This is a genomic window from Vibrio clamense, from assembly GCF_050337905.1.
Lineage (GTDB): Bacteria > Pseudomonadota > Gammaproteobacteria > Enterobacterales > Vibrionaceae > Vibrio > Vibrio cortegadensis.
In genome coordinates this window covers 80,480-107,011 of sequence record NZ_JAKJTJ010000025.1, presented here as the reverse complement: position 1 = coordinate 107,011, position 26,532 = coordinate 80,480, and the positions used below count along the sequence as shown (strand labels likewise).

At 40.6% G+C, this 26,532-nt stretch carries 20 protein-coding genes; 8 read left to right on the top strand and 12 right to left on the bottom strand.

Annotated features, from left to right (window positions below; genetic code table 11):
* Window positions 1-24: 24 nt before the first annotated feature.
* From hutW to hutZ, 3 genes are read left to right on the top strand one after another with little or no spacing between them, the layout of a single operon-like run.
* On the top strand, window positions 25-1,383 hold the full coding sequence (hutW, locus tag L4C39_RS13935; RefSeq protein ID WP_429746462.1) for a heme anaerobic degradation radical SAM methyltransferase ChuW/HutW: 1,359 nt from the start codon (window positions 25-27) through the stop codon (window positions 1,381-1,383).
* A 21-nt stretch (window positions 1,384-1,404) separates the two neighbouring features.
* Window positions 1,405-1,896: a heme utilization cystosolic carrier protein HutX gene (gene hutX, locus L4C39_RS13930; RefSeq protein ID WP_136994607.1), complete on the top strand. Its 492-nt coding sequence runs from the start codon at window positions 1,405-1,407 to the stop codon at window positions 1,894-1,896.
* Between the two features lie 26 nt (window positions 1,897-1,922).
* On the top strand, window positions 1,923-2,450 hold the full coding sequence (gene hutZ / locus L4C39_RS13925; protein WP_429746460.1) for a heme utilization protein HutZ: 528 nt from the start codon (window positions 1,923-1,925) through the stop codon (window positions 2,448-2,450).
* Window positions 2,451-2,689: 239 nt separating this feature from the next.
* On the opposite strand, the gene L4C39_RS13920 is transcribed toward hutZ, so the two are convergent.
* Window positions 2,690-4,882: a TonB-dependent hemoglobin/transferrin/lactoferrin family receptor gene (locus tag L4C39_RS13920; protein ID WP_429746458.1), complete on the bottom strand. Its 2,193-nt coding sequence runs from the start codon at window positions 4,880-4,882 to the stop codon at window positions 2,690-2,692.
* A gap of 486 nt (window positions 4,883-5,368) precedes the next feature.
* On the opposite strand from L4C39_RS13920, the gene L4C39_RS13915 reads away from it, so the two are divergent.
* On the top strand, window positions 5,369-7,153 hold the full coding sequence (locus tag L4C39_RS13915; RefSeq protein WP_261889423.1) for a sensor domain-containing protein: 1,785 nt from the start codon (window positions 5,369-5,371) through the stop codon (window positions 7,151-7,153).
* 229 nt (window positions 7,154-7,382) lie between these two features.
* Complete coding sequence (locus L4C39_RS13910) at window positions 7,383-8,144, top strand: recombinase A (RefSeq protein ID WP_429746568.1); 762 nt, start codon at window positions 7,383-7,385, stop codon at window positions 8,142-8,144.
* 204 nt (window positions 8,145-8,348) lie between these two features.
* Here the strand turns inward: L4C39_RS13910 and L4C39_RS13905 are convergent, their stop codons facing one another.
* From L4C39_RS13905 to L4C39_RS13895, 3 genes are all read right to left on the bottom strand, one after another.
* On the bottom strand, window positions 8,349-9,293 hold the full coding sequence (locus tag L4C39_RS13905) for a DUF3187 family protein (protein WP_429746456.1): 945 nt from the start codon (window positions 9,291-9,293) through the stop codon (window positions 8,349-8,351).
* 152 nt (window positions 9,294-9,445) lie between these two features.
* The gene (locus L4C39_RS13900) at window positions 9,446-11,455 is read right to left on the bottom strand and encodes a DUF885 domain-containing protein (RefSeq protein ID WP_429746454.1); all 2,010 of its coding nucleotides are present in this window, start codon (window positions 11,453-11,455) and stop codon (window positions 9,446-9,448) included.
* Window positions 11,456-11,832: 377 nt separating this feature from the next.
* Window positions 11,833-12,489, bottom strand: a complete 657-nt coding sequence (locus tag L4C39_RS13895; RefSeq protein ID WP_429746566.1) for a glutathione S-transferase — start codon at window positions 12,487-12,489, stop codon at window positions 11,833-11,835.
* A gap of 215 nt (window positions 12,490-12,704) precedes the next feature.
* On the opposite strand from L4C39_RS13895, the gene L4C39_RS13890 reads away from it, so the two are divergent.
* Complete coding sequence (locus L4C39_RS13890; protein WP_429746452.1) at window positions 12,705-14,960, top strand: peptidase U32 family protein; 2,256 nt, start codon at window positions 12,705-12,707, stop codon at window positions 14,958-14,960.
* Window positions 14,961-15,327: 367 nt separating this feature from the next.
* Complete coding sequence (locus tag L4C39_RS13885; RefSeq protein ID WP_113795603.1) at window positions 15,328-16,629, top strand: dicarboxylate/amino acid:cation symporter; 1,302 nt, start codon at window positions 15,328-15,330, stop codon at window positions 16,627-16,629.
* A gap of 103 nt (window positions 16,630-16,732) precedes the next feature.
* On the opposite strand, the gene L4C39_RS13880 is transcribed toward L4C39_RS13885, so the two are convergent.
* The 5 genes from L4C39_RS13880 to L4C39_RS13860 all read right to left on the bottom strand — a co-directional run bounded on the left by L4C39_RS13880 (window position 16,733) and on the right by L4C39_RS13860 (window position 22,158).
* On the bottom strand, window positions 16,733-17,443 hold the full coding sequence (locus L4C39_RS13880; RefSeq protein WP_429746449.1) for a glycerophosphoryl diester phosphodiesterase: 711 nt from the start codon (window positions 17,441-17,443) through the stop codon (window positions 16,733-16,735).
* A gap of 152 nt (window positions 17,444-17,595) precedes the next feature.
* Window positions 17,596-18,762, bottom strand: a complete 1,167-nt coding sequence (gene ugpC, locus L4C39_RS13875) for a sn-glycerol-3-phosphate ABC transporter ATP-binding protein UgpC (protein ID WP_216599593.1) — start codon at window positions 18,760-18,762, stop codon at window positions 17,596-17,598.
* 114 nt (window positions 18,763-18,876) lie between these two features.
* Window positions 18,877-19,719, bottom strand: a complete 843-nt coding sequence (ugpE, locus tag L4C39_RS13870) for a sn-glycerol-3-phosphate ABC transporter permease UgpE (RefSeq protein WP_371711336.1) — start codon at window positions 19,717-19,719, stop codon at window positions 18,877-18,879.
* A 65-nt stretch (window positions 19,720-19,784) separates the two neighbouring features.
* The gene (locus L4C39_RS13865) at window positions 19,785-20,666 is read right to left on the bottom strand and encodes an ABC transporter permease subunit (RefSeq protein WP_113795595.1); all 882 of its coding nucleotides are present in this window, start codon (window positions 20,664-20,666) and stop codon (window positions 19,785-19,787) included.
* A gap of 184 nt (window positions 20,667-20,850) precedes the next feature.
* Window positions 20,851-22,158 carry an extracellular solute-binding protein gene (locus tag L4C39_RS13860; protein WP_261889491.1) on the bottom strand — a complete coding sequence of 436 codons (1,308 nt, stop codon included), beginning with the start codon at window positions 22,156-22,158 and terminating at the stop codon, window positions 20,851-20,853.
* A gap of 244 nt (window positions 22,159-22,402) precedes the next feature.
* On the opposite strand from L4C39_RS13860, the gene L4C39_RS13855 reads away from it, so the two are divergent.
* The gene (locus L4C39_RS13855; protein ID WP_171756712.1) at window positions 22,403-23,161 is read left to right on the top strand and encodes an MBL fold metallo-hydrolase; all 759 of its coding nucleotides are present in this window, start codon (window positions 22,403-22,405) and stop codon (window positions 23,159-23,161) included.
* A 61-nt stretch (window positions 23,162-23,222) separates the two neighbouring features.
* On the opposite strand, the gene L4C39_RS13850 is transcribed toward L4C39_RS13855, so the two are convergent.
* The 3 genes from L4C39_RS13850 to L4C39_RS13840 are packed head-to-tail and all read right to left on the bottom strand — an operon-like array spanning window position 23,223 to window position 26,185.
* Window positions 23,223-23,858: a sugar transferase gene (locus tag L4C39_RS13850; RefSeq protein WP_017051604.1), complete on the bottom strand. Its 636-nt coding sequence runs from the start codon at window positions 23,856-23,858 to the stop codon at window positions 23,223-23,225.
* Between the two features lie 9 nt (window positions 23,859-23,867).
* Window positions 23,868-25,055 (bottom strand): glycosyltransferase family 2 protein, encoded by a 1,188-nt coding sequence (locus tag L4C39_RS13845; protein WP_171756713.1) that lies wholly within the window; start codon window positions 25,053-25,055, stop codon window positions 23,868-23,870.
* The gene (locus L4C39_RS13840) at window positions 25,052-26,185 is read right to left on the bottom strand and encodes a glycosyltransferase (protein ID WP_429746445.1); all 1,134 of its coding nucleotides are present in this window, start codon (window positions 26,183-26,185) and stop codon (window positions 25,052-25,054) included. Before L4C39_RS13840 ends, L4C39_RS13845 begins: the two co-directional genes overlap by 4 nt.
* Window positions 26,186-26,532 lie beyond the last annotated feature (347 nt).

Genomic DNA, 26,532 nt, shown 5'->3' with positions numbered 1-26,532 from the left:
AGCGAGACAATTAGATAGAACCTCATGAACAAACAAATAGATTTAAGCCAGTTACCTACGAGTATATTAGGAAAAAGTACGCCTGAACCACTGCTTTTTTCCTTTGATCGAAAATCCTCAGCGCATGCAGGTAGTGGTGCTATCCCCATTAAACCAAATGAGTTTAAACCACGATTTTCAAGCGCATTATCTGAAACCGTAAACATCAGTACAAATCGATGTTTATATGTCCATATTCCATTTTGTCGTGTGCGTTGCACATATTGCAATTTTTTCCAACACGCCTCGAGCAAGCAGCTTGTCGAAGATTATTTTGAAGCGCTAATGATTGAGCTTGAATGGAAAGCAAAACAACCTTGGACTCAAGCAGCGCCATTTCACGCTGTATACATTGGTGGTGGTACGCCTACGGACTTAACTGCGACTCAAATTGAAATACTAGGGAAGAGGATTCAACAGCTTTTCCCCTTAACAACAGATTGCGAAATGACATTAGAAGGGCGAATTAACCGCTTCGACGATGAAATGTTCGATAAATCTCTTGAAGGAGGCTTCAATCGTTTTTCATTTGGTGTGCAGAGTTTTAATACCAAAGTAAGGCGAGCAGCCAAGCGACTGGATGATAAAGAGTACGTATTAAATAGAATTCAAGAATTGAGCCATTCAGATCAAGCGCCAATTGTTGTCGATTTGCTCTATGGGCTTCCTTTCCAAACCAATGAAATATGGCAGCAAGATTTAGAGGATTTTCTTGAGACTGGGGCTCATGGGGTCGATCTTTATCAGTTAATCGAGATGGGCGGAACGCCGATGAAAGGGTTGATTGAAAAAGGAAAACTTCCGGAACCTGCATCAACAGAAGAGAAAGCTTACATGTATAAATATGGTGTTGATTTTATGAATGAACATCATCTAAATCGTTTGAGTGTGAATCACTGGGCTCGAGATAACAGAGAGCGCAGCATTTACAACAGTTTGGCCAAAACAACAGCGGAAGTATTGCCTGTCGGATGCGGTGCAGGTGGCAATGTTGGTGGTGTTGGAATAATGCAACACAGAACACTCGATGGCTATATTGATTCGATCAAAGCGGGAGATATGCCAATCGCAATGATGACTCAATCTGCAGCTTCATCTGGTCTCTATTCGATGATCAAAGCTGGCTTTGACCGTGGTGTGTTGTCTAGGCGATTACTGCTTCAACATGCACCACAAGATCTATTTAGTTATCTCATGCCACTTTTTTTACATTGGCAGAAAAATGGCTTGGTAAAAGTAAGTAACGATTATTTAAGCTTGACCTTAGCCGGTGAGTTTTGGGCAGTAACGCTGGCGCAAGGCGTTATTTCAGCATTAGCGAACGTGAATGTTCGCGCCGCATAAATTGATTTAAGAGTATTAACCGTGAATAAAGATGTACTAGAGTTATTGAAACAAGAACCTTCTTTGCTACCAAGTGATATTGCGAAGCAGTTAGACATTTCAGAAGCCGAGGTTGTTAAGTCATTGCCTGAAGAGATGGTGACAATGATTGAAGGTGGTGAGGCACAAAACATTTTGGAAGGCTTAGTAGGTTTTGGTGATGTAACGACGATCATTCATTCCTTCGGCTCAATTTTTGAAGTAAAAGCACCGTTTCCAAAAGGAAAAGTGGCACACGGCTACTACAATTTGATGGGTAGAAATGGGGAACTTCACGGCCATTTAAAGTTGGATTTAGTGTCAGGTATCGCTCTAGTCAGTAAGCCGTTTAGAGGAACTGAGAGCCATTATTTTGGTTTCTTTAATGAGGGTGGAGATTCGATATTTAAAATTTATCTAGGTCGCGATAAAAAACGTCAACTTCTTCCAGAACAGGTCAGCGCATTTACATTACTTAAACAAAAATACAAATAATAAAAAGTCAGCTTAAAGGAAATAGAATGAACTCAGCAGTTAAACAAGAACGTTTACAAAATCGTCTTGAACCCGAAATTCAGGAGTTCAGAGACTCACGTAAGACGTTACAACTCGCAACTGTCGATTGCGAAAACAAGCCCAATGTAAGTTATGCGCCGTTTGTACTATTGGATGATGGTTACTATATTTTGATATCAGAAGTGGCAAGGCACGCGAGAAATTTACAACAAAACCCAGATGTATCCTTGATGATTATCGAAGATGAAGAGTCATCGAAGCAATTGTTTGCGAGAAAAAGATTAACCTTTGATGCAACGGCAATTTTGATTTCTCGTGACGAAGAGAAATGGCAGGAAGCGGTGATAAAGATGAAAGCGCACTTTGGCGATATTATTGACGGTTTAAGCTCTCTAGAGGATTTCAAAATGTTCCGCTTGAAACCTATTCAAGGCTTGTTTGTGAAAGGTTTTGGCCAAGCATTTCAAGTTAGTGGTGATGATTTAGTTGATTTTGTGCATTTAGAGCAAGGGCATAAAAAGCATAAAGCTTAACAAATTAAACAATAGCAATATAAAAATAAACCCAGGGTAAAACCTGGGTTTATTTTATTTGGTGTAGGGTAAACTGGTTACAGATATATAAAAGTGAAAACTCGTATATATAGTAATCTTATCGTTTTACAATCGTATCGTTGAACGCAATAGTAGAATTGTTTAACCCAATATAGATACAAAAATGGCGACCTAAAAAGGTCGCCATTTAGCGGTTAGACAATAATATTTACGTAAGATTAGAATTTGTAATCAAGTTCTATACCCCAGTTTCGGCCAGCTTGAGCTTTGCGATCTAGGCCATTATCATCTGCTTCTGCACCGATCATATCGTTATATAACCAATACTGTTTATCGAAAGCGTTGAATAAACCACCACGAACGGTTAGGTCATTCATTGGGCGGTAATATGCTGTTAAGTCCACAAGAGTATAACCTGCAACATTAATATTTTCGTAGCCGCTATTTGCCCACTTGTCTTTGCTTGCAACCATGTTGATATTTAGCAAGGTACCAAACGTGTGGTTTTCAGAGTCATAACCCAATCCAAGGTTCGATGTTAATGGTGCAACACTGTCGATGGAGTCACCTGATTCTTTGTCTCGTCCTTCTGCATATGCAATGCTAAGTTTTGAGTAGGTTCCTTTTGGAGCATCAAAAGCTTCGTCTAATAAGAAAGTAGAGCTAAGTTCAACACCGTAAATTTCTACTGACCCGATATTCTCTTTTGTGTAATGCTCTTTACCATCGTTCGGACCACCAACTACTTTGCCAAGATACTTTTGGTTGATAAAGTCTGAGTAATCATTGTAGAACGCCATTAACTCTATTTGAGCGGCAGTTGATTGTGCTCGGATACCTGCTTCATAAGAGATGCTGCTTTCTGCTTTAAGATCTGGGTTAGCATCGATAACGGCACCGCTATCATAGAAATAGTACATATCTTGCAGAGTTGGAGCTTTAAACCCTTGGCTTATTTGAGCTAATGCACTGAAATTATTATTGAAATGGTAAACCGATCCTAATTTTGCTGTGAATGCATCGTTTTTACTGTCTGGGTACTCAGTGCTAAAGCCATCATTCGTTTTAGGCTCAGCCTTAAATGAGTCATATCGAATCCCTGCTGTTAATACCAGTTGTTCGTTTAACAAAAACGCTTGGTCTTGTAGGAATATTCCGTATTGAGTCATCGTTGCATCGGGCATATCGGTATGACCTGGAGCGACAGTACCTAAATCATATTTGTAGTCGGTATTTTCCGTTGAGAATTTATTTTCTTTATAGCTAATTCCGTAGGTTAATTGATGGAAACTGTCACCAACATCGGCCAATTTATCAAATTGTGCATCAAATTGAATTGAATCATCACTGGCAATACGTTCACGCATACGACGGCCTGATGTATAAGGTGAGCTACCGTAAGAGGTGTCGTAATTTTCAGATAAGGACTCGGTTTGCTGAACATTCAGTTTCGATTCAAGGGTATCAAAATATGAATTATTCGCAGTCCACTTATGTTCAACACCCACTCTGAGTCTTGTGGTTGTATCTTTGTTGTAATTATCTTTATAGCTAAAACCAGGCATGATGGTATAGCCTTCATATGACAATTCATCTTCATCATATTGCGAAGTGTAATACTCAACGATCGCACCAATTCGATGTGATTCATTTAGATTGTAAAATGCTTTCGCTAATAAATTACCCACTTCAGCATCGGCAGGGTTTGATGCACCGCGAGTAGGGCCGTCGATGTCGGCACCATTACTGTGAGTTTCACTCTCATTGCCCGTTTTATATGTGAGCATGAGCAGTGTTTCTAAATCGGCTTCACGCATCGCCCAAGTACCAGTGGTTTTAGAACTGGAATCGATACTGTTGTAGCTAGTCTTAGCTTCAAACGCATTCTCGTCGCTGTCGGTTCTTAAGATGTCGTCAGGGTTTTTCGTCTGCATCAATACCGTACCACCTAACGCATCTGAACCGTAAAGAGTTGAGGATGGACCTTTATTCACCTCAATCACTTTCAAAGTATCGATCTCGATACTGCTAGGGTATTTACGCTGCTCGTTAGCGCCTGGGTTATAGGGAGTAGGCTGCTGAACACCATCAACCAACACTTTGATTCGGCTATCGCTCATCCCTCGAATAGTAAAACCAGATAGCCCAAATCGACCACCACCGTTCGCGGTCACGCCTGGAGTGTACTTTAATGCATCCTGAATGCTGTTCGACATGGTATTGTCAATATCATTACTGGATACAGTCGAAATTGAACTGGAGACATCTTTTAGATTTTGTTCAGTTCTCGTCGCTGAAACAACAACCTCATCAAACATTGTGGCTTGGGAGTTTGATGTATCTTGAGCGTAAATACTGGGTGATACAGCCGCAAAAATAGAAGCGGCTAAAAGGGTTTTCTTGGCAGACATATGTTTTCCTTTATCGTGTCTTTTTTCATCCAGCAAGATAATACATAATGCGAATGATAATTGCTATCATTGTTATTTATAATAATTGTAAAGATTGTGATAATTGAATTGATCCCTGAATATTTGCTGCATCACAATTAATAACGCTGTGCATCCAGTGGCATTTGGTGGGGTTGTTTTCTGCGATTAGGGTACTAGCAGTGAGTATTACGTACTGTCATTTATAAATTAGCTTGGAATTTTATGATTTGAGTCAAAGATGCGTTTAGTTCTATTGTCTGCTTTTGATACAAAGTAGTTTCGAATTGTTTTTTCTGTAAAATTATGGGCCTTAGCGTTTCAGTGTATTTCTCTGTAAAATTTAGAATGAATGTCATATTCATATTTTGAGTAATTTAACTATTGCTAATGTAAGAGCTGTGAAACTCATAAGCTTAGTTTGATTAGCTACATCCATTTGGTTGTATGTGGTCATATTTAGAATCAGTGCAATTAGTTGCTCAAGGTATAGGATTTATAGTTGTGAATGCGATTAGAGAAATGAATCAGACTACTTGTTATAAACAGATAATCTCAAACTCTCGTTTATCTGAAGTATTGAGGTATGATAGTGAACTCTTTTTTTCTATATTACACAACAGTTCTAATGCTATTTTAATAACCAATAATCAAGTCGAAATTGTTTATGTAAATAAGCAATTTGAAACCATAAGCGGTTATAAACTGTGTGAAATAATTGGGAAAAATCCACGTTTTTTGAAATCAAAATTTACCCCCGAAGAGACTCATTACAGCCTCAAAAAAGCATTAGTTGATCGACAGGTATGGGAAGGTGAGTTCATTAATATTCACAAGAGTGGCACTGAATATTTTGAACATGCGGTAATTAGTCCTATTAAAAGTACTGATCAACATCTATTGGGATTTTTTGCAGAAAAAAGAGACATCACTGAATTAAAATCGGAACAGGCACGAAGCCATAAAATAGGGTATCTAGATTCATTAACAAACTTATCAAACCGTCGATATTTTATTAAGGCAGTCGAGCGATTGTTTACGATCCCAAAAGAAGATAGGCCTGATTTTTCGATACTGTTTATTGATCTCAATCGTTTTAAAGAAATAAATGATGGCTATGGGCATGAAGTTGGTGATCAAATATTAATTGAAGCGGCTAAACGATTTAATCAACAATGTAATTTGAACGATATCTTAGCCAGAGTGGGTGGCGATGAGTTTGTCTGCCTTCATATTCATACAGATTCATTTAGTGCAAAAACATTGGCTCGACACTTAACTGCTTCACTTGTACCTGATTTTAAAGTGGCAGGTAGCGAATTAAATATTAGCGCCAGTATTGGTTTTTCATCTTGGCCTAATGATGGTAATTCGATGAAAGAACTGCTCATCGCCGCTGACTTTGCTATGTATGAGTCAAAGAATTCTAATAGAAATATTTTTCAATTTAATCAGAAGCTCAAGAACAAATTAGAGCGTGAATATTTATTAGCGAAGAAGATAACTAAAGCAGATTTCTTTCTTGTTTATCAACCGAAAGTTAACTTAAAAACAATGCAAGTAGCGGGTGCTGAGGCTTTGCTTCGTTGGGATGATCCTGACTTAGGCACAATTTCACCTTATGAGTTTATTCCCATTGCTGAAAGTCGAGGAATGATTCGGAAAATAGGTTTTTGGGTGCTAAGGGAAACATGCACTCAATTAAATCGTTGGAAAAATGAAGGTTTTGATTTTCCTGGGCGTGTTTCGATTAATTTATCTATACATCAAGTTGAGCATGAAGAGTGCTACCAAGATATTATGGATATCATAAATGAAACGAACGCGCCTATCAGGAAAATAGAGTTTGAGGTGACAGAGTCTGCAATGATGCAGCACCCAGATAAAGTAAAAAAGGTGATAAATAAGCTGAGCCACGAAGGTTTTAAGTTCTCTATCGACGACTTTGGGACAGGCTTCTCATCTTTATCCTATTTAACCACTTTAGATGCTCATATTCTTAAGATAGATAAGTCATTCATTGATGGGATGAACCAAAATAGAAATAGCAGGACTGTCGTAAAGTCTATCATTAACCTTTCTCATAGCCTGGATATTAAAGTCTTGGCAGAGGGGGTGGAATCAAGAGATCAATTGAAAACTTTATTACTACTTGGATGTGACATGATACAAGGGTATTACTTTTCTCAACCAGTATTGCCTGTGCAACTACAGCAAGTGGTATCTTCGATTAATCACCAAATACCTGATTAATAGCTAGGGAATTCGATAACCTTCGATAGATGCAATAACGTGTCGTTAACCTCTGACCTAAATTCGCAATTAGATCGATGACTGTAACGGTTTTGGTACTTGCTGACCGCTTGAACTCATATATGATGGAGATAACAAGAGTTTACCTGTAGCGACACGGAAACGGTATTTATAAGCGATGAGCAATGAACAAAACAGAGTAAGAAAAGCGACGCGGGTTGAAAGTGTCATGAACTCCGCCATGTGGCACTTGGCTCAAAGAGATATGACTGAGAGTGAGCTGTTAGCAAAATTACGAGTTAAGACAGACAACCAAGCTTGGATTGATGAGACTTTAGAAAAACTTCGTGGGTTCGGATATATAAAATCTGATAATGATTTTGCTATTCAATTTATTGAACGCTCATTCTTCAGCGAATATGGATCTGGCTACATTACAGAGAAGCTGAAGAAAAAGGGCATTAAGAGTGATGTCATTTCTGAAGCAATTGAAAGAGTCAAAGAAGATAAACAGATAGACGAACAAGACATTGTTACAGAGCGAATCAATAACTATTACTCTGAATTCAATATGAGTAGAGAAAAGCTAACAGCGACGCTCCAAAAAAGAGGTTTTAGTTACGCGCAAGTAAAAGAGGCCATCGCTCAACATCCTCAATCTTCACAGCTGCAATCAAATTTAGAAATCAAGGCAGCCAAAGCTGATCTAGAAAAAGAAGTGCTGAAATACGTTCGCAAAGGCAAGGGATTGACGGTCATCCGCCAAGAACTGCGTCAGAGAAAGATTGACATTACTGATCTCGATGCGATGATTAACAAATTGGTCTCAACTGAAGAGGTGGATTTTTTCTCATCATGCCTAGAGCAGTTAGAAAAGAAAAACTACGATGTGGCTAACCATAAAGAACGAAGCAAGGCCTATGCGATGTTGACCCGTAAAGGTTTTTCATCTGAAGAAATTAACTATGCTTTGAGTGAAATAGGCCAATAATACTCGTGCTTAAGTTTAAATGTTTGGAAATCCGAGCTTCTAGTACTAAAGCATTATGAACCTAAGCATTATGAACCTAAGCATTATGTATCTATGCTTTACGTATCTAAGCGTTATGTACCTAAGCAAGAATGCCAATGAAAGATTTGCGGTTAGTTTTTTGGGACTAGCCGCGCCGTATGGTTATATGTACTAACGATAAATCTAAATGATATAACGTAAACCAACAGTAAACGCAATATCGGTACTGTTATCCATATTTCGTGCGTTTTCGCTCATAGAAAAATCCAATGCGACCCTATCCAAACTATAACGATACCCCAAAACTACTTCATTTGAAGGCTCTGAAAAGTCAGCGTTGCTTTCAGCCCAACCACTATAGTTGTGTGATTCAATGATGACGCTATGCTTATTATTGAACGCGTAGTTGTAACCCACAGCCCACATTCCAGCTTGCTTAGTTAGTAGTTCATTCGGTATGTCTGATGAACTTCGATTAACCACGCCAAGCATAGAGTGGAAAGTATGTTTTTCATTTCTGAAGCTGTAGTTGATCTGAACACCTTGCTCAAAGCTGTCACGCTTGAACGGCCCTGAGTTCACAAAGTTATAGTAGATGGAGAACCCAGCGGATAGAGAGTGATTAGTATCAGAGTAGAAACGGTACTCATTATATGACGTTAATGCATTAGTTAGGGTTTCCCCTTCAAAATCATTGATTTCAATTCCTAACTCAGGAATTGAGATATGAAATTGATCTTGAGGAACTTCATCTCGTCCATTCTGACCAATTCCAAAGAAATCGTGGAAGTTGTGAGTTAATTCATCCAAACCATTATCACGCGCAACAATCCTTTTAAACCCAACCTCTGATTTCCAGCGGCTATTCACTTGCCAAAGAATGGCAATATCTGCTTGGTTTTGATAGAAATCTAGAAAATAGTCACTAGTCTCTGCCCAAACGCTAGCTTGATTGTATGATGATTTTACTTCAAATGAACCGGGAGCGAGAGCATTGGAATCACGAAGTTGCAGAGACAATACATTTGAGTGTATTGGCGATTGTGCATACGAGTATATTGGTTGGCTCGCGAATGCATGAGAACTGCAAATGATTGGTAGAATGAATAGTAACTGACGGTTTTTCATTGGCTTATGAATGAGTAAATAATAACCATATTATGGGCTAAAAACAGACAATAATACACTGTTTTTTATTTTGTAACGGATTAGGCTTACAACAAAAAAAGCCTACCGATGAATAGTAGGCTTTAACTGTTTTTTTATACAGTACGTCGGGATTATTGTGTTTTAATCCAATTCTCGATGCTGGTTTCAACGACTTCCATCGGTTGATCACCATATTTCAACAGTTGATCATGGAAAGCGGCCCAATCAAAGTTGTCACCAAGTTCCGTCTGAGCTTTTTCAAGCAAACTTTTTATGACTAAGTAGCCTGACTTGTAAGATACCGCCTGTCCTACGTATGCCGCATAACGGTAAGTTTCTGACTCAATATCGCCGACACCCAGTGCCGAGTTTGCACTCATATATGTACGAGCTTGTTCAATACTCCAACCTTTAGCGTGGATACCGGTATCTACCGCAAGGCGCATGTTACGTAATTGCGCTTCATTCAAGCTACCAAAGTACTGTAGGGCGTTACACTCTTCAACATCGTTGTAGATACCACCTTGGAAGGTCGTGTAATCAAGGCCGGTTTTACACATACCTGTGGCATCAACAAATGTTGGCTTACCATCAGCATTAAGTGTCCCGTAAATTTTCATTTCCAACCCTAGCCATTCAGTGTAAAGCGCCCAACCTTCAGCGTAAGCCGTATACCAAACACCTTTAATGTAATCTGGTTTATCTGCTGGTGGATACTCAATTGAGTAAGCATTTTGAAAGTGGTGTCCAGGTGCTGCTTCATGAAGAAGTAGAGTAGAAACATTCCACTTTTGTAAGCTGTAGTTTGGGTTGGTATTCAAGTTAAATTCATTGTTACCATAAGATGCCACACCAGCATAAGCTTCTCGTGAAGCAGGAGTAGGGACTACGGTATAATCCGCTTGAATTGGTTTGAAATATCCAGCGACAACATCATTGGCATCAGTTTTGAAAATGTTGTAGTCAGTTAATGCAGCTTCACATGCACTTGTATCTGATGCTGTTGCACATAACGTCGCGTATTCAGTGCCTGTGATTGTGCGACCATCGCGGCCGTAGAAGAACTGTTCACTGTTTAAATAATCAAAGAACTCGCTTAGATTAATATTTCCGCTACCGTCATCAATAACAAACTCACGGCTAACGACACTGGTTCCATTGTGCCAATTTGCGGTAATTTTTGCTCCGCGTTTACTAACAATAAGTGCTGCAACTCTTTCCATCTCAGCTTTTGCATCAGCAACGAGTTCTTCACCAAGCTGGCTTAGTTCCATTGCGGGTTTGCCAGTCGTACTGTTTCTATCTAATTGCCATTGATACCAAGCTTGGCCATTTGGAAGATCCCCCCAACCAATGTTCGTATCTGATATGTCACCAACAGGACCACGAGCCGCAGTGTAATAATCGCCTTCAAGGAAGGAAATTAATGTGCCTAATGCCGCAATTGAGTCATCGACCGCTTTTTCATATTCAGGCGTGAAGTCGCTACCAGATAATGTTTTTAAGTCATTAAGCCCGACTTTAAGTAATGCGTAGTTATCTTTCGCTACCGTCTCTTTTGTGGCATCAACAAGACGAGTGATAAGCACTTTTGGCAATTGCGCACTATCAATAATACCTAAGGAATAGAGAGCCTTCAGATTGTTAACCCAAGAGGTGTATTCTCGAATAACTTGAATTTGATCGCGGTATGCTTCAAGATTTTTTTGTTTGTCGCCTGCATATTCAGCATTCCACTCGATGTAATTATAGAAATGAGTAATAGGGACGGAAAAATTACCGAAGCGGGTATTCGCAAGGGATGCGCCGCGTAAAGAGATATTACGATCGAACAAGAAGGTGTCGTAATAAATCTTATCTTCATCCGATAAGGCGTCTCGATCGACCATCTCTAGTTTATCAAGATAGAGTAGGTCAACTGATTGCCGAGATGCAGCCATTTGATCCGTAACTTGACCGAAATTAGTACTATCTAGAGTCTTCATTGCACTTTTGTAATCCGTGAAGACTTCGCGCATTTGTACTGCAGAATCCTGTGTTGGTTGCTCGATGATTGTCGTGTCATCATTACAGCCAGATAATGCGGTAACAGCCATCACTGCAAGAGCAATAGGGCGAAGATGTAACTTACCGTTTTTCATGCTTATTCCCTCATTGAATGAATTGCAATCATCCTAATGCTGAATAACACAATTAAAAATGCACCACCTTTATAAATGCGAACGTGTGCATATGGCGATTTGTGAAATAATATCCCAAAAAGGTTAAGGGTTTTTGTTCTGGTGTTGCATTAATAAAGCAATGTAAGCAACTGCTTAATAAAAAATAATACAAATATATAACTAATTACCCATCAAAAACTGGTTAATTATTTTAGCGTCGATCTTGTCGTAATTGAGTAGGTGATCACAAAACATGTTCAAAAAATAAACAATAAAGTTGTCGTTGAAAGGTAATTTAGGCGTGTCTAACCTTACAGATACGTCGCTATTTTATGAATGCTAGATGTTAACGATGTCTAATTAAGTAAAAACTCCTTACGACTTTCTACCCATTGTGGGTATTGAACCATTATTTTTGTGTATAACTGACTTTGATAATGATTGGTCAACCAGCGCTGAATATTGAGATAACCAGCTTCTACGAACCATTTACGGTCGACCCGTGAAAACTGGCTAATAAACGGAAATAATGCGTAATCCGCTAAGCAAGAAGTCTCCCCACATAAGAATTGATGACTTGAAAGACGTTGCTCTAATTTATCAATAAAGTTTAGGCAGGGTTGTCGATACTGTGCTTGATTAGAATCGTGGTATCGGACTGACGCGCGGTACTGTTCTAGTTGTGTAATAAATATGCTGTCGTTATAGGTCACAAGCTCCATCATCTCTCCACTCTGATCTTGAGACGGAAATAAAGATTGAGACAAAGATTTTTGGAGGCAAGCTTCAGGAGCCTGTGTTGCTTCTCGTCGTGGGCGCCTTAGTAAGTTCATTGGGTCATTATTGGTCAATGCCCAGATCATAATATCCAAGCTTTGTTCAACGATATCACCGTTATTCAGGACTAAAACTGGCACCGTGCCTTTAGGTGAAGCCTTTAGAAGCTCTGCTGGCTTATTTCTAGTGACAATGTCACGAATCAACACGGACTGCTTTGCAAGCAGAAGGCCCATTCTTGCTCGCATGGCATAAGGGCAGCGTCGTAGTGAGTACAAAATAGGTAATGGCACGGAAACTCTTAGGTTGAAATTGATTGCAGAACTATATTTTATCGATTGAGGTTCTGATGTAAATCAATAAAAGTCTTATTCGTGGTAATAAATAAGTGATACAGGTAGAATGCTGGCTCAAAAAAATATTACAAAATTACAAAGTGAGCAGCTTCAAAATGAGTAGGAAAATTGAGTTATTAGCACCGGGTGGTGATGTTGAAGCCATTAAAGCAGCGATTGTGGCAGGTGCCAATGCGATTTACTGTGGTTTGGATACCTTTAATGCACGTAATAGAGCCTCCAATCTTTCATTTGATGACTTGAATGGTGTCGTTCGACTTGCCCATCAATATGGATGTGAAGTGTTTCTGACATTAAATGTGGTATTGCTTGAGCATGAAATAAAGAGCATTACCAAGTTACTTAATCAGCTAGTGAACACTAAGATTGATGGGATTATTGTCCAAGATCTGGGGCTATTTAATCTGGTTAAGAAGTATTTCCCAACCCTTGCCATTCACGCTTCTACTCAATTAACCACCCACAATGAAGGGCAAATTAAGTTCCTTTCAAAAATTGGCGCAACGCGAGCTAATTTATCAAGAGAGTTGAATCTCAAAGAGATAAAGATGCTGACCGCTGTTGCACACGATCATGACGTATTAACAGAAGTTTTTGTTCATGGTGCACTGTGTATTGCATTCTCAGGACAGTGTTACTCAAGCTCGGTGAGTGTCGGTAATTCAGGTAACCGAGGCCGGTGTAGCCAAGCTTGTCGTGATGAATATGAAGTCACCGCTGCTGGTAATAAGTACCCCCTAAACCTCAAAGACAACTCGGCTTACTATGATCTGCCTGAGTTAGTCGATGCAGGTGTTGATTCTCTTAAAGTAGAAGGGCGCATTAAAGGGGCTCATTATGTTTATACCGTCGTCGATACGTGGAGAAAACAGATTGATAGCTTTATTGAGAGTGGCGATCTGATCGAAGATGATTCGAACTTGCACAAAGTGTTCAACCGTAATTTCACGAACTCATTTTTGAAAGGCAACTTGACCAAAGATATGTTTATCGATAATCCGCGTGATAACAGCGTGAATTATGCTATCGAGAAAAATAACGCGATATCGGTTGTTCAGATACAAGACGTGAAAGATGAATTATACACAGGAAAGAATGCGCTTGGGGCTGAGTTAGAAGAGAAGATCAAGTTTCTAGATATTGATAAAACATCATTGTCACTCTCATTTAGCGCTAAGCAAGGTGAGCCGTTAACACTCTCTATGACATTACAAAGAGGGGACGATCTACAGACGTTAGTTGTTGAGTCAACATCATGCCTCGCGAAAGCAGATGAGAAGCCTATCACTCAAGCTTTATTAGAAAGTCGTTTTAATGGTTTCAATAATGCAAATTACATTTTGAAAGGGTTCGATTTTTCTCAATTTGAAAATGGTTTGAGTATCCCATTTAAAGAGATTTCGTTATTAAAAGATGAAGCAGCGTCTACACTGAATGGTGGCGTTAAGCTCATTAAGCATGTTGAAGTACCGAAGCTAGTTAAACATCAGAAGGTAAATAAGAAACCAACCCTTTCTATGTTGATCAGTGATGTGAGCGATTTGCACCTGTGTGACGTTACCGACGCTGATATCTACTTTAAATTGCCTGAAAGCTTCAAACGTAATTGCACTAAGTACATTGATATTCTATCTGAGCATCCACGTTTGATCCCTTGGTTTCCTGCTGTACTGATCGGAAAGGACTATGACGAAGCGATTAAGCTACTGGAACAGGTGAAGCCAGCGCGTATTGTGACTAATAATACGGGTATCGCATACAAAGCCTACGAAATGGGTATAGAGTGGGTGGCTGGCCCATTTATGAATACCACAAACTCTTATGCTCTACTTGAATTAAAAGAAGAGTTGAATTGTGCTGGTGCATTTATTTCAAATGAAATCAACCGTGGTCAGATCCGTAATATTACTCGTCCAGAAAACTTCAAAATGTTCTACAGCATTTATCACCCCATTCTAATGATGACCAGTCGTCAGTGCTTTTTCCAACGCACGGTCGGTTGTAATAAGCCGAGTATAGAAGCGGGTTGCATGCTCAAATGTGAAAAAGCGACCACGATTACGAATGTTAAAGGTGTCTCATTCGCTGTTGATAAACAGAAGGGAGGATATCCTAGCATCTATAACCATGAGCAATTTTTGAACTATGATGCGGTAAGTGATTTTTCAGAGCTGTTTGATGAGTTCTTTATTGACCTTACTAATATTGGATCTGGCTCAAAAGAGATGCACGACAAAGCGGAATTGGTCAAACTTTTTGAAGCTTTACTTAATGGCGAACAAGGCTCTCAGGAACAGTTAGACGATTTAGTCACGATCTCGACTAAAGCGCAGTATGTTCAAGGCCTGTAAATGTAAGCTATAGAGTGAATTTGTCTCATCCACGGCTAAGTTGCTCAGTTACTCAGTTACTTAGTTGCGGATGAGATGGGATGGTTTGTTATACGGTAAGTATCAATTCAATGTAAACTTAAAGTCAAATCTTGGACTAATGCATGCATTATTGTGTTGCATATAAGCAGTCTGTGTGATTTGTACGCTACATTGTTTTGGTCTTGCTTTTATTTTGTTTATTTTGTGTTAATTGGGTTGTGATTTATAGTGACTCAAGTCACATTGACTGTGGTGAAGAAAAATTTTGTTTCTATCTTAGTAAATCCTCCTGCTAATCTCCGACACGCTTTGTAATGTTGTCAAAGTGGAATTTTAAGGAGTGTTCATGAAGAATACTAAGAAACCAATGTCTCTAACTGGCCGCGTAATTGTCGGTATGATTGCAGGCATTTTGACTGGGTTCGCGATTCGAGCTCTGTTTGCTGAAAACGGATTTGTCGACGCTTATATTGTTAATGGCCTATTCGAGGTCGGCGGAAAAATATTTATTGCTAGCTTGAAAATGCTAGTAGTGCCGCTTGTTTTTGTCTCCCTAGTATGTGGTACAAGCTCTCTTAAAGATGTCACGACCTTAGGTCGCCTTGGTGGTAAGACATTAGCTTTCTACATTACGACCACTGCTGTTGCGATTACACTGGCTCTAACAATGGGTTACGTGTTCCAACCGGGCGCAGGTGCTGACTTAACGGCTGCAACTACATTCCAATCAGCTGAAGCCCCAACGTTGGGTCAAGTGATTATAGGTATGTTCCCAACTAACCCTATCAATGCGATGGCAGAAGGTAAAACGCTTCAAGTGATCGTGTTTGCGGTTCTGTTTGGTATCGCTATGAGTGCTGCGGGTAAACCTGGTGAGCGTATGGCGGCTGTGTTTAGTGATCTAAATGAAGTGATCATGAAACTTGTGGCGTTGCTGATGAATATCGCCCCTTACGGTGTGTTCTTCCTGATGGCAAAACTATTTACAGGATTAGGTTTGAGTGCAATTGTTAACCTTGCAGAGTACTTCTTAGTGCTAGCGGGTACGTTAATTTTGCATGGCTTAGTGACTTATAGTGTGATGCTAAAATCATTTACTGGCCTTAGCCCAATTACATTCCTACGTAAGATGGAAGATGCAGTGATGTTTGCTTTTTCAACAGCCTCATCCAATGCAACGATTCCTGTTACGATGGAAACGGTTAAGAACCGCTTAGGTGTTGATAACAAAATTGCTTCGTTTACCGTACCACTAGGTGCAACCATCAACATGGATGGTACTGCTATTATGCAGGGTGTGGCGACGGCATTTATCGCACAAGCATTCAATATTGATCTTACAATGGGTGACTACCTAACGGTTATCTTTACCGCTACGATTGCATCAGTAGGTACTGCAGGCGTTCCAGGTGTAGGTCTTATCATGCTAGCAATGGTACTAAACCAAGTTGGTTTACCGCTAGAAGGTATTGCTCTTATTATGGGTGTTGACCGTCTGCTCGATATGATTCGTACAGCAGTCAATATCACAGGTGATAGTGCGGTAAGCTGTATCGTAGCAAAATCTGAAGGTGCATTAGATCTAGAACGCTTCAATAATCCAGAAGCGGGTGCCAAAGAAGAAGAAGTGCATCTGTCTCGTGCTTAATTGTGAATAACGATTAATCGTAAGACTAAGAATAAAAAAAGCCAGTGAGTAAATCTTGCTGGCTTTTTTTGTGTGTGTCTTTATCTTTATTAGAACAACATGCTTAGAGATTAAAGCGACTGGGGAAATCACTAAAGATAGCATCGACACTCTCAAAAAGAGGGAATGACTCCGGCGTATTAACCGTAAAACACCAGACTTGATAACCATTGTCTTGAAGCTCTTTAATATGAGATTCTGCTAACCAGAAATAGTTAAGGTTACAGCTAAAAGCATTGATTTCAGACAGTAACAAACGCACGCTATCGTTCAACCTTTCACTGATAACGGCTAATCGATAAGCCCCGCAATGCTGGTGCAGCTCACGCATGACATCGTGGCTAAAGCTCGATAACAATAATTTGTTCTTGGGCATAGGCGACTGCTCAAGTTGTTTTTTTAATTGCTTAACAACGGCTTGAGAGTCATGTTGGTCAACTTTGACCTCTAGGTTTAATCCCAAATTATGTTGTTCGGCGATGTGCAATAAATCATCTAATGTCAGAATGAGCTCACCAGAGAATTGGGTATCAAACCACGAACCAAAATCCAGTGCTTTCAAGTCGGCTAGGGTGTAGGAATCGACACGGCCTTTACCATTACTGCATCGGTCAATCGTGTGATCGTGACAGATCACTAGCTCACCATCTTTTGTCGGCTGAACATCAACTTCGATCCAGTCCAAACCTAACGCTATAGCTTGCTGTATGCTTGCCATCGTATTCTCTGGATGAGTTCCTGCCACTCCTCGGTGGCCAACAATCAGTGGCGTCATTTTTTATCCTTAAAGTGAGGCGATCAATTCAACGTCGTTAAATTGGCACAATTGTTCAATGTTGTCAGTAGTTTGATCGATAAATAGTCGCTTAATTTCACGTAGTGTACCACTGACAACCGGTTTATAGCGCTTACATTCTGGCGGTGCGGCTACATTCTTGATGCACGGTTACATAGCAATGTTGTGGGTGCAATTGAAGTATTCGGCAAACTTCGGCTTGGCTCTATACGTTTTCCCGTGGAAGAAAAGATATGCAAATTAGCCATGCTGACATGGATTGATAAAGGGTGATTAGTATCTAAATCCATTTCAGGTGTTACAGCAATAAAAGGGTGCTCATTGATCTTGCCGTGAACGAGCTGATTTGGGCCTAGAGGCTCGACAACGTGTATATAGGTACTAAGCGTGAGTGAGCGGTTTTCTAGTGTATTTACGTTTGGACTTGTTATCGATATCGTTGGAGTAATGGGTGAGATCTCAGCGTGTTCTGGCCTTATTCCGACCACAATATCTTGCTGTTCAAGATAAGAGTATTCACTGAGATAAATCTGCTGTTTCCCCATTTCTAAATAACCATTGTCTATTGTCGCGGGAATGAAGTTCATGGCGGGGCTGCCAATAAAGCTCGCAACGAACTGACTTGCAGGTTGGTGGTACACTTCTTTTGGAGTGCCTACTTGCTCTATCTTACCCTGATTTAATACCACAATTCGATCAGCCAGCGTCATTGCTTCTACTTGATCATGGGTTACATAGACACTGGTTACCGCGAGTTCACGTTGCAATTTTTTGATCTCCAAACGCATGTGTGCTCTTAGGGCCGCATCTAAGTTGGAGAGAGGTTCATCAAATAGAAACAGCTGTGGGTCACGAACAATCGCACGCCCCATTGCAACTCGTTGTCGTTGACCACCTGAAAGTTTCGATGGTTTCCTATCTAGATATTCTTCGATTTTAAGTGTGGTGGATACTTTGCTAATTTTTTCGGCAATAGATTGTCTATCAACACCGCGATTCTTTAAACCATAGGCAAGATTATCGTAAACACTCATGTGCGGATACAGTGCGTAGTTTTGGAAAACCATCGCGATATCTCGTAAGGCTGGTTTAATGTTGTCGACACGGCGACCAGCTAGATGAATTTCACCGGATGTTATCGATTCTAAACCGGCAATCGATCGTAAAATTGACGATTTTCCGCAACCTGAAGGTCCGACAAGCACCAGAAATTCACCGTCTTTAATTTCTAAACTGACGCCTTTCACTGCTTGGTGTCCATTCTCATAGGTTTTAACAAGCTGTTTAATGTTCAACATGATGCTTTCCTTGGGCTGTGAATCGAAATTAACGGTATTGATAGATTGAATGTGATCCGTTTTAGAGTGAGAACCATCACTATTAGCATGCTGTTTTGAGTAAAGTTGCGTAATTTATTTTTCACTTTCGACTAATCCTTTAACAAACCATCGTTGAAATATCACGACCACCAATACAGGAGGAAGCATGGCGAGAATGACCATGGCAAAGGCATAGTCGTAACGAGGTGAGTTGGTTTCGTTAATATTATTTAAGATCTGCTTAATGCCCATCACAATCGTGTTGTAGCCTTCATCTGTCGTCATCATGATTGGCCATAAATATTGATTCCAACCGACAACAAACATAATGATAAAAATGGCCGCTATCATTGTTTTAGAAAGCGGAAGCAATATGTCAAACAAGAAGCGAATAGGGCCTGCATTATCAAGTTGAGCGGCTTCTAACAATTCGTCTGGAATCGTTTTGAAAAACTGACGAAAGAAAAATGTGGCGGTTGCAGATGCGATGAGTGGAAGAATCAAACCGGTATAGCTATTTAACATCCCTAAGCCAGAAACGACTTCATAAGAGGGAATAATTCGGACTTCTAATGGAAGAAGAAGCGTAACAAAGATAAGCCAAAACCAGGCGGTGGCGTAGGGCAGGCGAAAATAGATTAATGCATAGGCCGCCATCATTGAGATGATGATTTTTCCAATGGCAAACCCAAGTCCCATGACCATTGAGTTGATGATCATAGATTTGGCAGTGACATCCCCACCAAAACCAAGACTCTTATTCCAAGCCTCGCTGTAAATATCAAGAAAGTGATCGCCGGGCAACCATTGAAGCCCTTCGCTAACAATCGTATTTGGGCTGTGCGTCGAGCTTGCAAAAATCAGCCAAATTGGAATCAGCATGAATAAAGCTCCTGCGATCAAAATAAGGTGATCGGAGAATCGATTGCTTTTCATAGTTCTAGACCTTAATAGAGCGTTATAAGCGGTTTATGTATTGTGTTTAAAAATAGCGTTAGTCATTAATAGTGAACACGCTTTTCGACGAATCTAAATTGAATAAATGTCAGTGTTAACACCAACAAAAGTAGCACTACGGATTGAGCGGAACTGCCTCCGAGATCGGCGCCAACAAACCCGTCGCGATAGACTTTGTAAACCAGCGAGGTGGTTGTTCCTCCCGGCCCTCCTGATGTCATTGTGTCGATCACGCCAAAGGTTTCAAAAAATGAATACGTCAAATTGATCACCAGCAAGAAAAAACCAGTTGGGGCCAGTAAGGGGAAGGTAATGGTCCAAAATCGCTTGGAATCACTGACACAGTCGAGCATTGACGCCTCTTTAACGGCATAAGAAATAGATTGTAAGCCCGCGAGGAAGTAGATGAAATTGACTGAAATTTGCTTCCAGACTGAGACTAAAATCAGAGCGAAAGTGGCGTCAATGGGATCCGTTTGTAAATTAAACTCCCACCCCAACAGTGCGAATGCATCGGTTAATACACCAATATGAGGGTTAAAGAGAAAGCCTCCGATGATTCCGGCAATAGCAGGTGCGACGGCGTATACCCAAGTTAGGGTTAGTTTGTACGGCCCTTGTCCGTGAATGACGTTGTCTGCCTTTACGGCAAGTAATAACGCAAGAGCCAAAGAGAGAAAAGAGACAATAACGGCGAATAAAAGCGTAAAACCAATCGATTTCAGATACTCGCTGGATTCGAAAAGCATTTGGTAGTTTTCAATTCCAACAAACGTGGATGACATTCCCCATGGGTCTTCAAGCATAAATGAGAGGTATACAGCTTGAGCGGCGGGATAAAGAAAGAAAACGGCAATGATCACAATCTGCGGTGCTAAAAAGAGATACGGCAATGGTGAATGAAAGAATTGCTGACGATGTTCCACAATATTTCCTATTTACTATATTTAGGAATAACGCCTCTTTGTCACTTTCTGCGTTTCTATTTGAGAGTGACAAAAGGCGATAGGGCAACACAAATGTGCTGATGGTGATTTTGCTAACGGTCTTTGATAACCGCGATAATAATCATTGTGTGTTTCGATTATCAACGCCTAACTCATCAATGAATTATTTGATGGTTCGAGCAAAGCGTTTGAGAAGTTGTGCACTTTCGACTTCTACTTTGTTTAAGCTGTTCTCTACAGAAGAACGTTCAGCAAAAATATTATCAAATTCGCGGTGCATGACTTCTCGGATTTGAGGATAGAAACCGAGTCGGTAACCATTTGTCCATTCACCAGCACCAAGACTAAGTTGTTTGACACCCACTTCTGCATCCGGTTGTTCGGTGTAGTAACCTGATCGCTTGGTAAGCTCATAAGCGGCGTTGGTCACCGGTACGTATCCGGTTGTTTTATGCCAATACATTTGAGTTTCAGGCTTGGTTAAATAGTCAAAGAAAGCCGCCACACCTTGCTCTTCTGCTTTTGGTTTTCCATCAAGAGCAAACAGGGCTGCACCACCAATGAACGTTAGGCCTGCATCTGGATTTATTGATTTCCAGTAAGGCAGGTACGTAGTGCCTAGCTCAAATTTCACTCGATTGCGTAGCCCGCCGAAAGAACCCGATGAGCCCATCCACATCGCGACTTCTTGTCGTTCAAATGGGGTTTGGTTAGCATCCCAATCACTGCCGTAGTATTTGTAGTAACCCTTATCAGCCCACTCTTTCATTTTGGAAAAATGCATAACCATGTCTTTGCTATTGAACATCAATGAAGAAGAGAGGTTATCGTAGCCATTATTCTCGTTCGCGAGAGGTAGGTTATGGCGTGACTTAAAATTCTCAAACATTATCCATGGGGTATGTGATTGCGAAAAAGTCACATAACCTTTTGTTTTTAACTTCGCTGCCAGCACTTCTAATTGTTCATAGGTTTCTGGGGCTTTAGCACCCACTTTTGCAAGGATATCTTTGTTGTAGTAAAGAACAGGCGTTGAGCTGTTAAAAGGCATGCCTACCATTTTTCCTTTGCTGTCAGCATAGAAATTACGTACACCTGCCAAATAGTTCTTCGAATTGAATTCATAGCCCGATTCCACCAAAATATCTTGTACTGGTTTTGCTACGCCAGGCACGTTCATAATTGTTGCTGCTCCAGCATCAAACACTTGTAGGATGTTAGGTGCTTGGTTTGCTCGAAATGCGGCGATACCAGCGGTTAAAGTTTCAGTGTAAGAGCCTTTATAGACGGGTACGATTTTGTAATCGTGCTGAGAAGCATTGAAATCTGTCGCGATCTTGTTAACGGTTTCCCCTAATTGACCGCCCATAGCGTGCCACCAAGTTACTTCTGTTACCGACGGATCTGTTGCTGCGAAACTTGTACCTGAAATGGTTGCAGTAAGCAGACCCGATAACCATAGCTTGTTCATCATAGTTTCCTTATTAATGATGGTTGGTTTCGAACGAGACTTTAGACGTTTCGTTTGACGCTATACTGGTTCGAGCTTGTGACAATCTTGTTACTAAAAAATGTCAGGGAGATGAAGTATTTATGGAGGTTGTTGTTTTTAAGAGAGCTATTTACGCCGATTAGGCCCGTTGTATATTGGATCAATGGTGCTATGCTAAATGATTAATTAGGTTGTCTGACCAGTTATCGAGCAAGGAAGATTCGTGAAATTACATTCAATCCAAGGTTACATACAAAAGATCTATCTTATTGAATATGAAGATAAATTGATGCTTCTTGATGGGGCGAGTCGTGCTGATGTATCAACCATTAGGGCATATATTGAAGAAACATTGCAGCGATCGTTCAATGACTTAACCATTGTTGTGGTGACGCACATGCATCCTGATCATGCTGGCGCAGCGCATCAACTTAGGCGATTAACGGGTTGTAAAATCGTTTCCGCCCACAAGAAAACGGATTGGTACTCTGGGACAGATGGATGGCTAATGCATCTTACCGATCTTGCATTGGCTTGGTGGATGGCCAATCGCATGGGTATTCCGAAAAGAAACTTGTGGTATTCACGGAAATTAAAACCGGATTATAAACTTAATGATGGTGATTTAATTCCGGGTTTTGAGGATTGGCAAGTCTTGGAGACTCCGGGGCATACAGACAGAGATTTGTCGGTGTATTGCGCCAGTGAGAGTATTCTTTATGTGGCTGACTTAATGGTTGAAGTCAAAAAGCAGCTTATCGCGCCATTTCCTATTTTCCATCCCAATAAATATCGAGATTCACTACATCGTGTATACCACCTTAATGTAAAAACGCTTTTACTTGCTCACGGTGGTAAGTCAGAGCTTAATCAGCAGCGCTTTGAGCATTTAGTTAACACGGCACCAACGCGACCGATTACGCACTGGCGTGTGACAAAAATCAAAATACGCGCGTTATTACGTAGTGTGATAAAAAGATAGCCTCTACAAAGTAAAGGCTATCGTGTATTGAGCATATGAATTTCTCTTAAATAAGTTCTATTTATCGTCCACGACCATCAACCATCACCATAATGGTTCGAGTTAATATGCTCATATCGGTCGAGAACCAACTGGATAAGCTCGATAGAGATAGGGCATAACTATGGTCAAACCCCACTTTACGACGTACATCATCTAAGCAAGTGTCGTAGCCTTGGTTCACTTGCGCTAGTCCCGTAATTCCAGGCAACACACCGTAAGTGCGGTCAGCAAAGTAAGGGATCGCAGTTTCAAGCTTTTGGTAGAAGGTAGGACGCTCTGGACGAGGGCCAATTAATGACATATCACCGCTGAGAACATTGAAAAGCTGCGGAATTTCATCAAGTCGAGTTTTACGTAAAAATCGACCTACAGGGGTAATTCGGGGATCATTTTCCGTCGCCCAAACCGCGCCAGAACGAGATTCAGCATCTTGGTACATGGTGCGGAATTTAATGATGTCAAACAGCGCCATTTGTTCAGGTGTTGATTTTCCCACTCGCATTTGACGATAAAATACCGGCCCAGGTGAGGTGAGCACAATCATCAGAGCAATGATCGGGAATAATGGCATAAATAAAATGAGCCCGATGAACGCGCCAATGCAATCGAAGACACGTTTTGCAGTAGATATAGTATTGCGATTAGTAGTATTCATAATATGTCCTTAATGATTAACACGATTCCAACGGCCATTTTCAAAGCCTAATAAATAACGTAATCCACCTACTAAATTGGCGTAGTGGCCAGTAAGTAAATAAGTGATCAGCTTGAATATTTTTTTGGTGAACACTTGTGGAAAAATAAAACCAATTAAGCCCACAGAATAGACAGTGACTTGCACGGCGACTATGGCCATAAATAAAGAGTGGTTGGCGAGTGTGATTGAAGAAATTAAACAAGCAAGCATTAGATACGGAGTGACTAAACGTAAGCCTTTTCCTGAAAAGAAGGCAAACGCAACCCCTCTAAACCGCGGGTTAAATAGGCTGATTAAACGAATAGCTTGTTGCATGTTGCCAGCAGAAATTCGTAATCGACGTTTGAAATCTGCATTTTGGCTGGTTGCTTCCATCTCAATAGCGACAATTCTTGGCTCATAATCAGCTACGTATCCTTTTTTAACGATCTCCATTGGTAGAACGAAGTCATCATTGATGGTATTGCTTGGCAATGCTTCGAAAAGATGTGTTCGGAACAGATAGCAGGCTCCGTGTGCACCTAGTGTAGAACCTAAAGAAGCTTCGTTTAACTTCACCTGATTTTGATAGTTCCAGTAACTTTGTTCTCCCTCATCGGCGGCGCACATTATTTGGTAGGTGGCATTAACCACCCCAATGTTTGCAACGCTAAAGTGTGAATCAGCAATAAGTAGAGCATCAATAGATATAAGCGCTGAAACATCGCTCAAAGCCGTAATATCAGAATCAATGGATAACATTTCATGATTGATAACGGCCACTTTGCCGCGATTAACCGTATGTTCATGCACTTCAAAGTAAGTGTCTGAGCAGATCGCTTCTTGTATCGTTAACTGTGCAATTTCGGCGGTATTATCGGTACATCCGTCGCATGCGATGATGACTTTTAGACGATCTCTGGGGTAATCGAGTGACGCTAAGTTACGAATTTTTTCTGCGATCCATTGCTGCTCATTAAACGCAGGAACAAGAATCGTTATGGTTGAACGAGTACGATCGAGTTTGCCGTTTCGGTATCCACGTACTTTTCCGGTAACTTGCTTAATTGGGTGATTCGCGGAATACCATTTCAGAAGCATGGGATAGCCAACATGATGATAGACAATCAACGCACCACTAAATAGAAAAACAGAAATTAATAGAATATCGGTCATGCTGTAACTCCTAATTCTTCATAAGCTTTTACCATATGTCTCACGTCATTATTTTCGAGAACAAAAGTTCTTGGGAAGGAGACTTCAGAGTTGAATTCAACGCCAATAACATCGTTATTAACTTCAGAAACAGCACGAAGTAATACATGAGCCAAGCTAGGAATGTCATTCGCTTTTGAAAGGTAGCCAGACTCATGGCAAAGCGTTTCACTGGCGGAACCAACATCCGTAACGACAGTGGGAATATTGCATGCTTGAGCTTCGAGAGGAGAGAGAGGAAACCCTTCATAGCGCGACGGTAAACAGAATAGATCCAGCGACTGGTAGAATTGAGGCATATCTTCAACTAAACCAAGGAAGATGACTCGCTGTTCTACACCTAATTGACGAGCCAGTTTGATTAGTACCTCTTTTTGGCTTCCATCACCCGCAATAGCAAGTGAGACATGCTTAGGTAAAAATGTCAGAGCCTTGATGATAAGGTCGTGACCTTTAACCGTTTCAAGCCTGCCTGCACACCCGATCACTGTGACATCAAATGGAAGAGATAAGGCTTTGCGTGCGTTTAGTTTCGAAGCAGGACGGAATTTTTGGCAGTCGATGCCATTTTTGATCGTGACGGTTTTGTCGTAATTAAAGTGCATTTTCAGTTGCTGGTTTACTCGAACCGCGTCCGCCACCAAGGTTGGTTTAGCGGCAACTAAAGCCATTTTTTGTAAGGCGACATGTTTTTTACTGTTGAGGTGCCACACGTCATGTTCGGTGTGAATACGCGTTGGCACATTTGAAAGACGAGCTGAAATACTGGCATACAGAAGTGGACCGATATGGTGAGTATGTACTACATCAGGGCGTATGCTTTTGAAAACCTTAATAAGCGTACGCATGGTCTTGAGTTGAACTCCGGGTGCTTTATCTAGAAACACAAGCTGTTTAGAAAATTGGGTGAGTTTTGGCCATAGGGCTAACGATTCATCTTTGGTACCTTCCAAGCTGATGATTAATACTTGGTCATTTGGGTTAGCAAAACGAAGAAGATCTAACGTTAACGTCTCCAATCCTCCTGGAGCGAGCCGTTGTACGACATGGATTACTTTTTTGCCAAGTGGCTTGTTTATCTTTCTATCCATAATGCTCACCTTATTTGGTTCTCAGTCCCTGACGCAAATACGCTGATGGTTTTTGCTTCGTATCTAATAGATAGCATTTAGTGTGCCAATGTTTTAATGGTTAAATATCATGGTCTTATTGTGTTTATAGTCGCTTTGTATGTTTCGTTTTTAATTTGAGAATCGAAATGAATCAGATAAGAGGAAGAGTTGTCGAATTGCAAAATGATGAGTTGAAAAGCTCACGGGGTAGAGCAATGACAGTGAGTTTAAGTTAAATCTTTACGAGGAAAGCAGAATGAACACATTCAGCCAACTCATTTTATTGAAACAAGTTGGCTGTAAAGTTTGGCTGTAAAAAGTGGAAA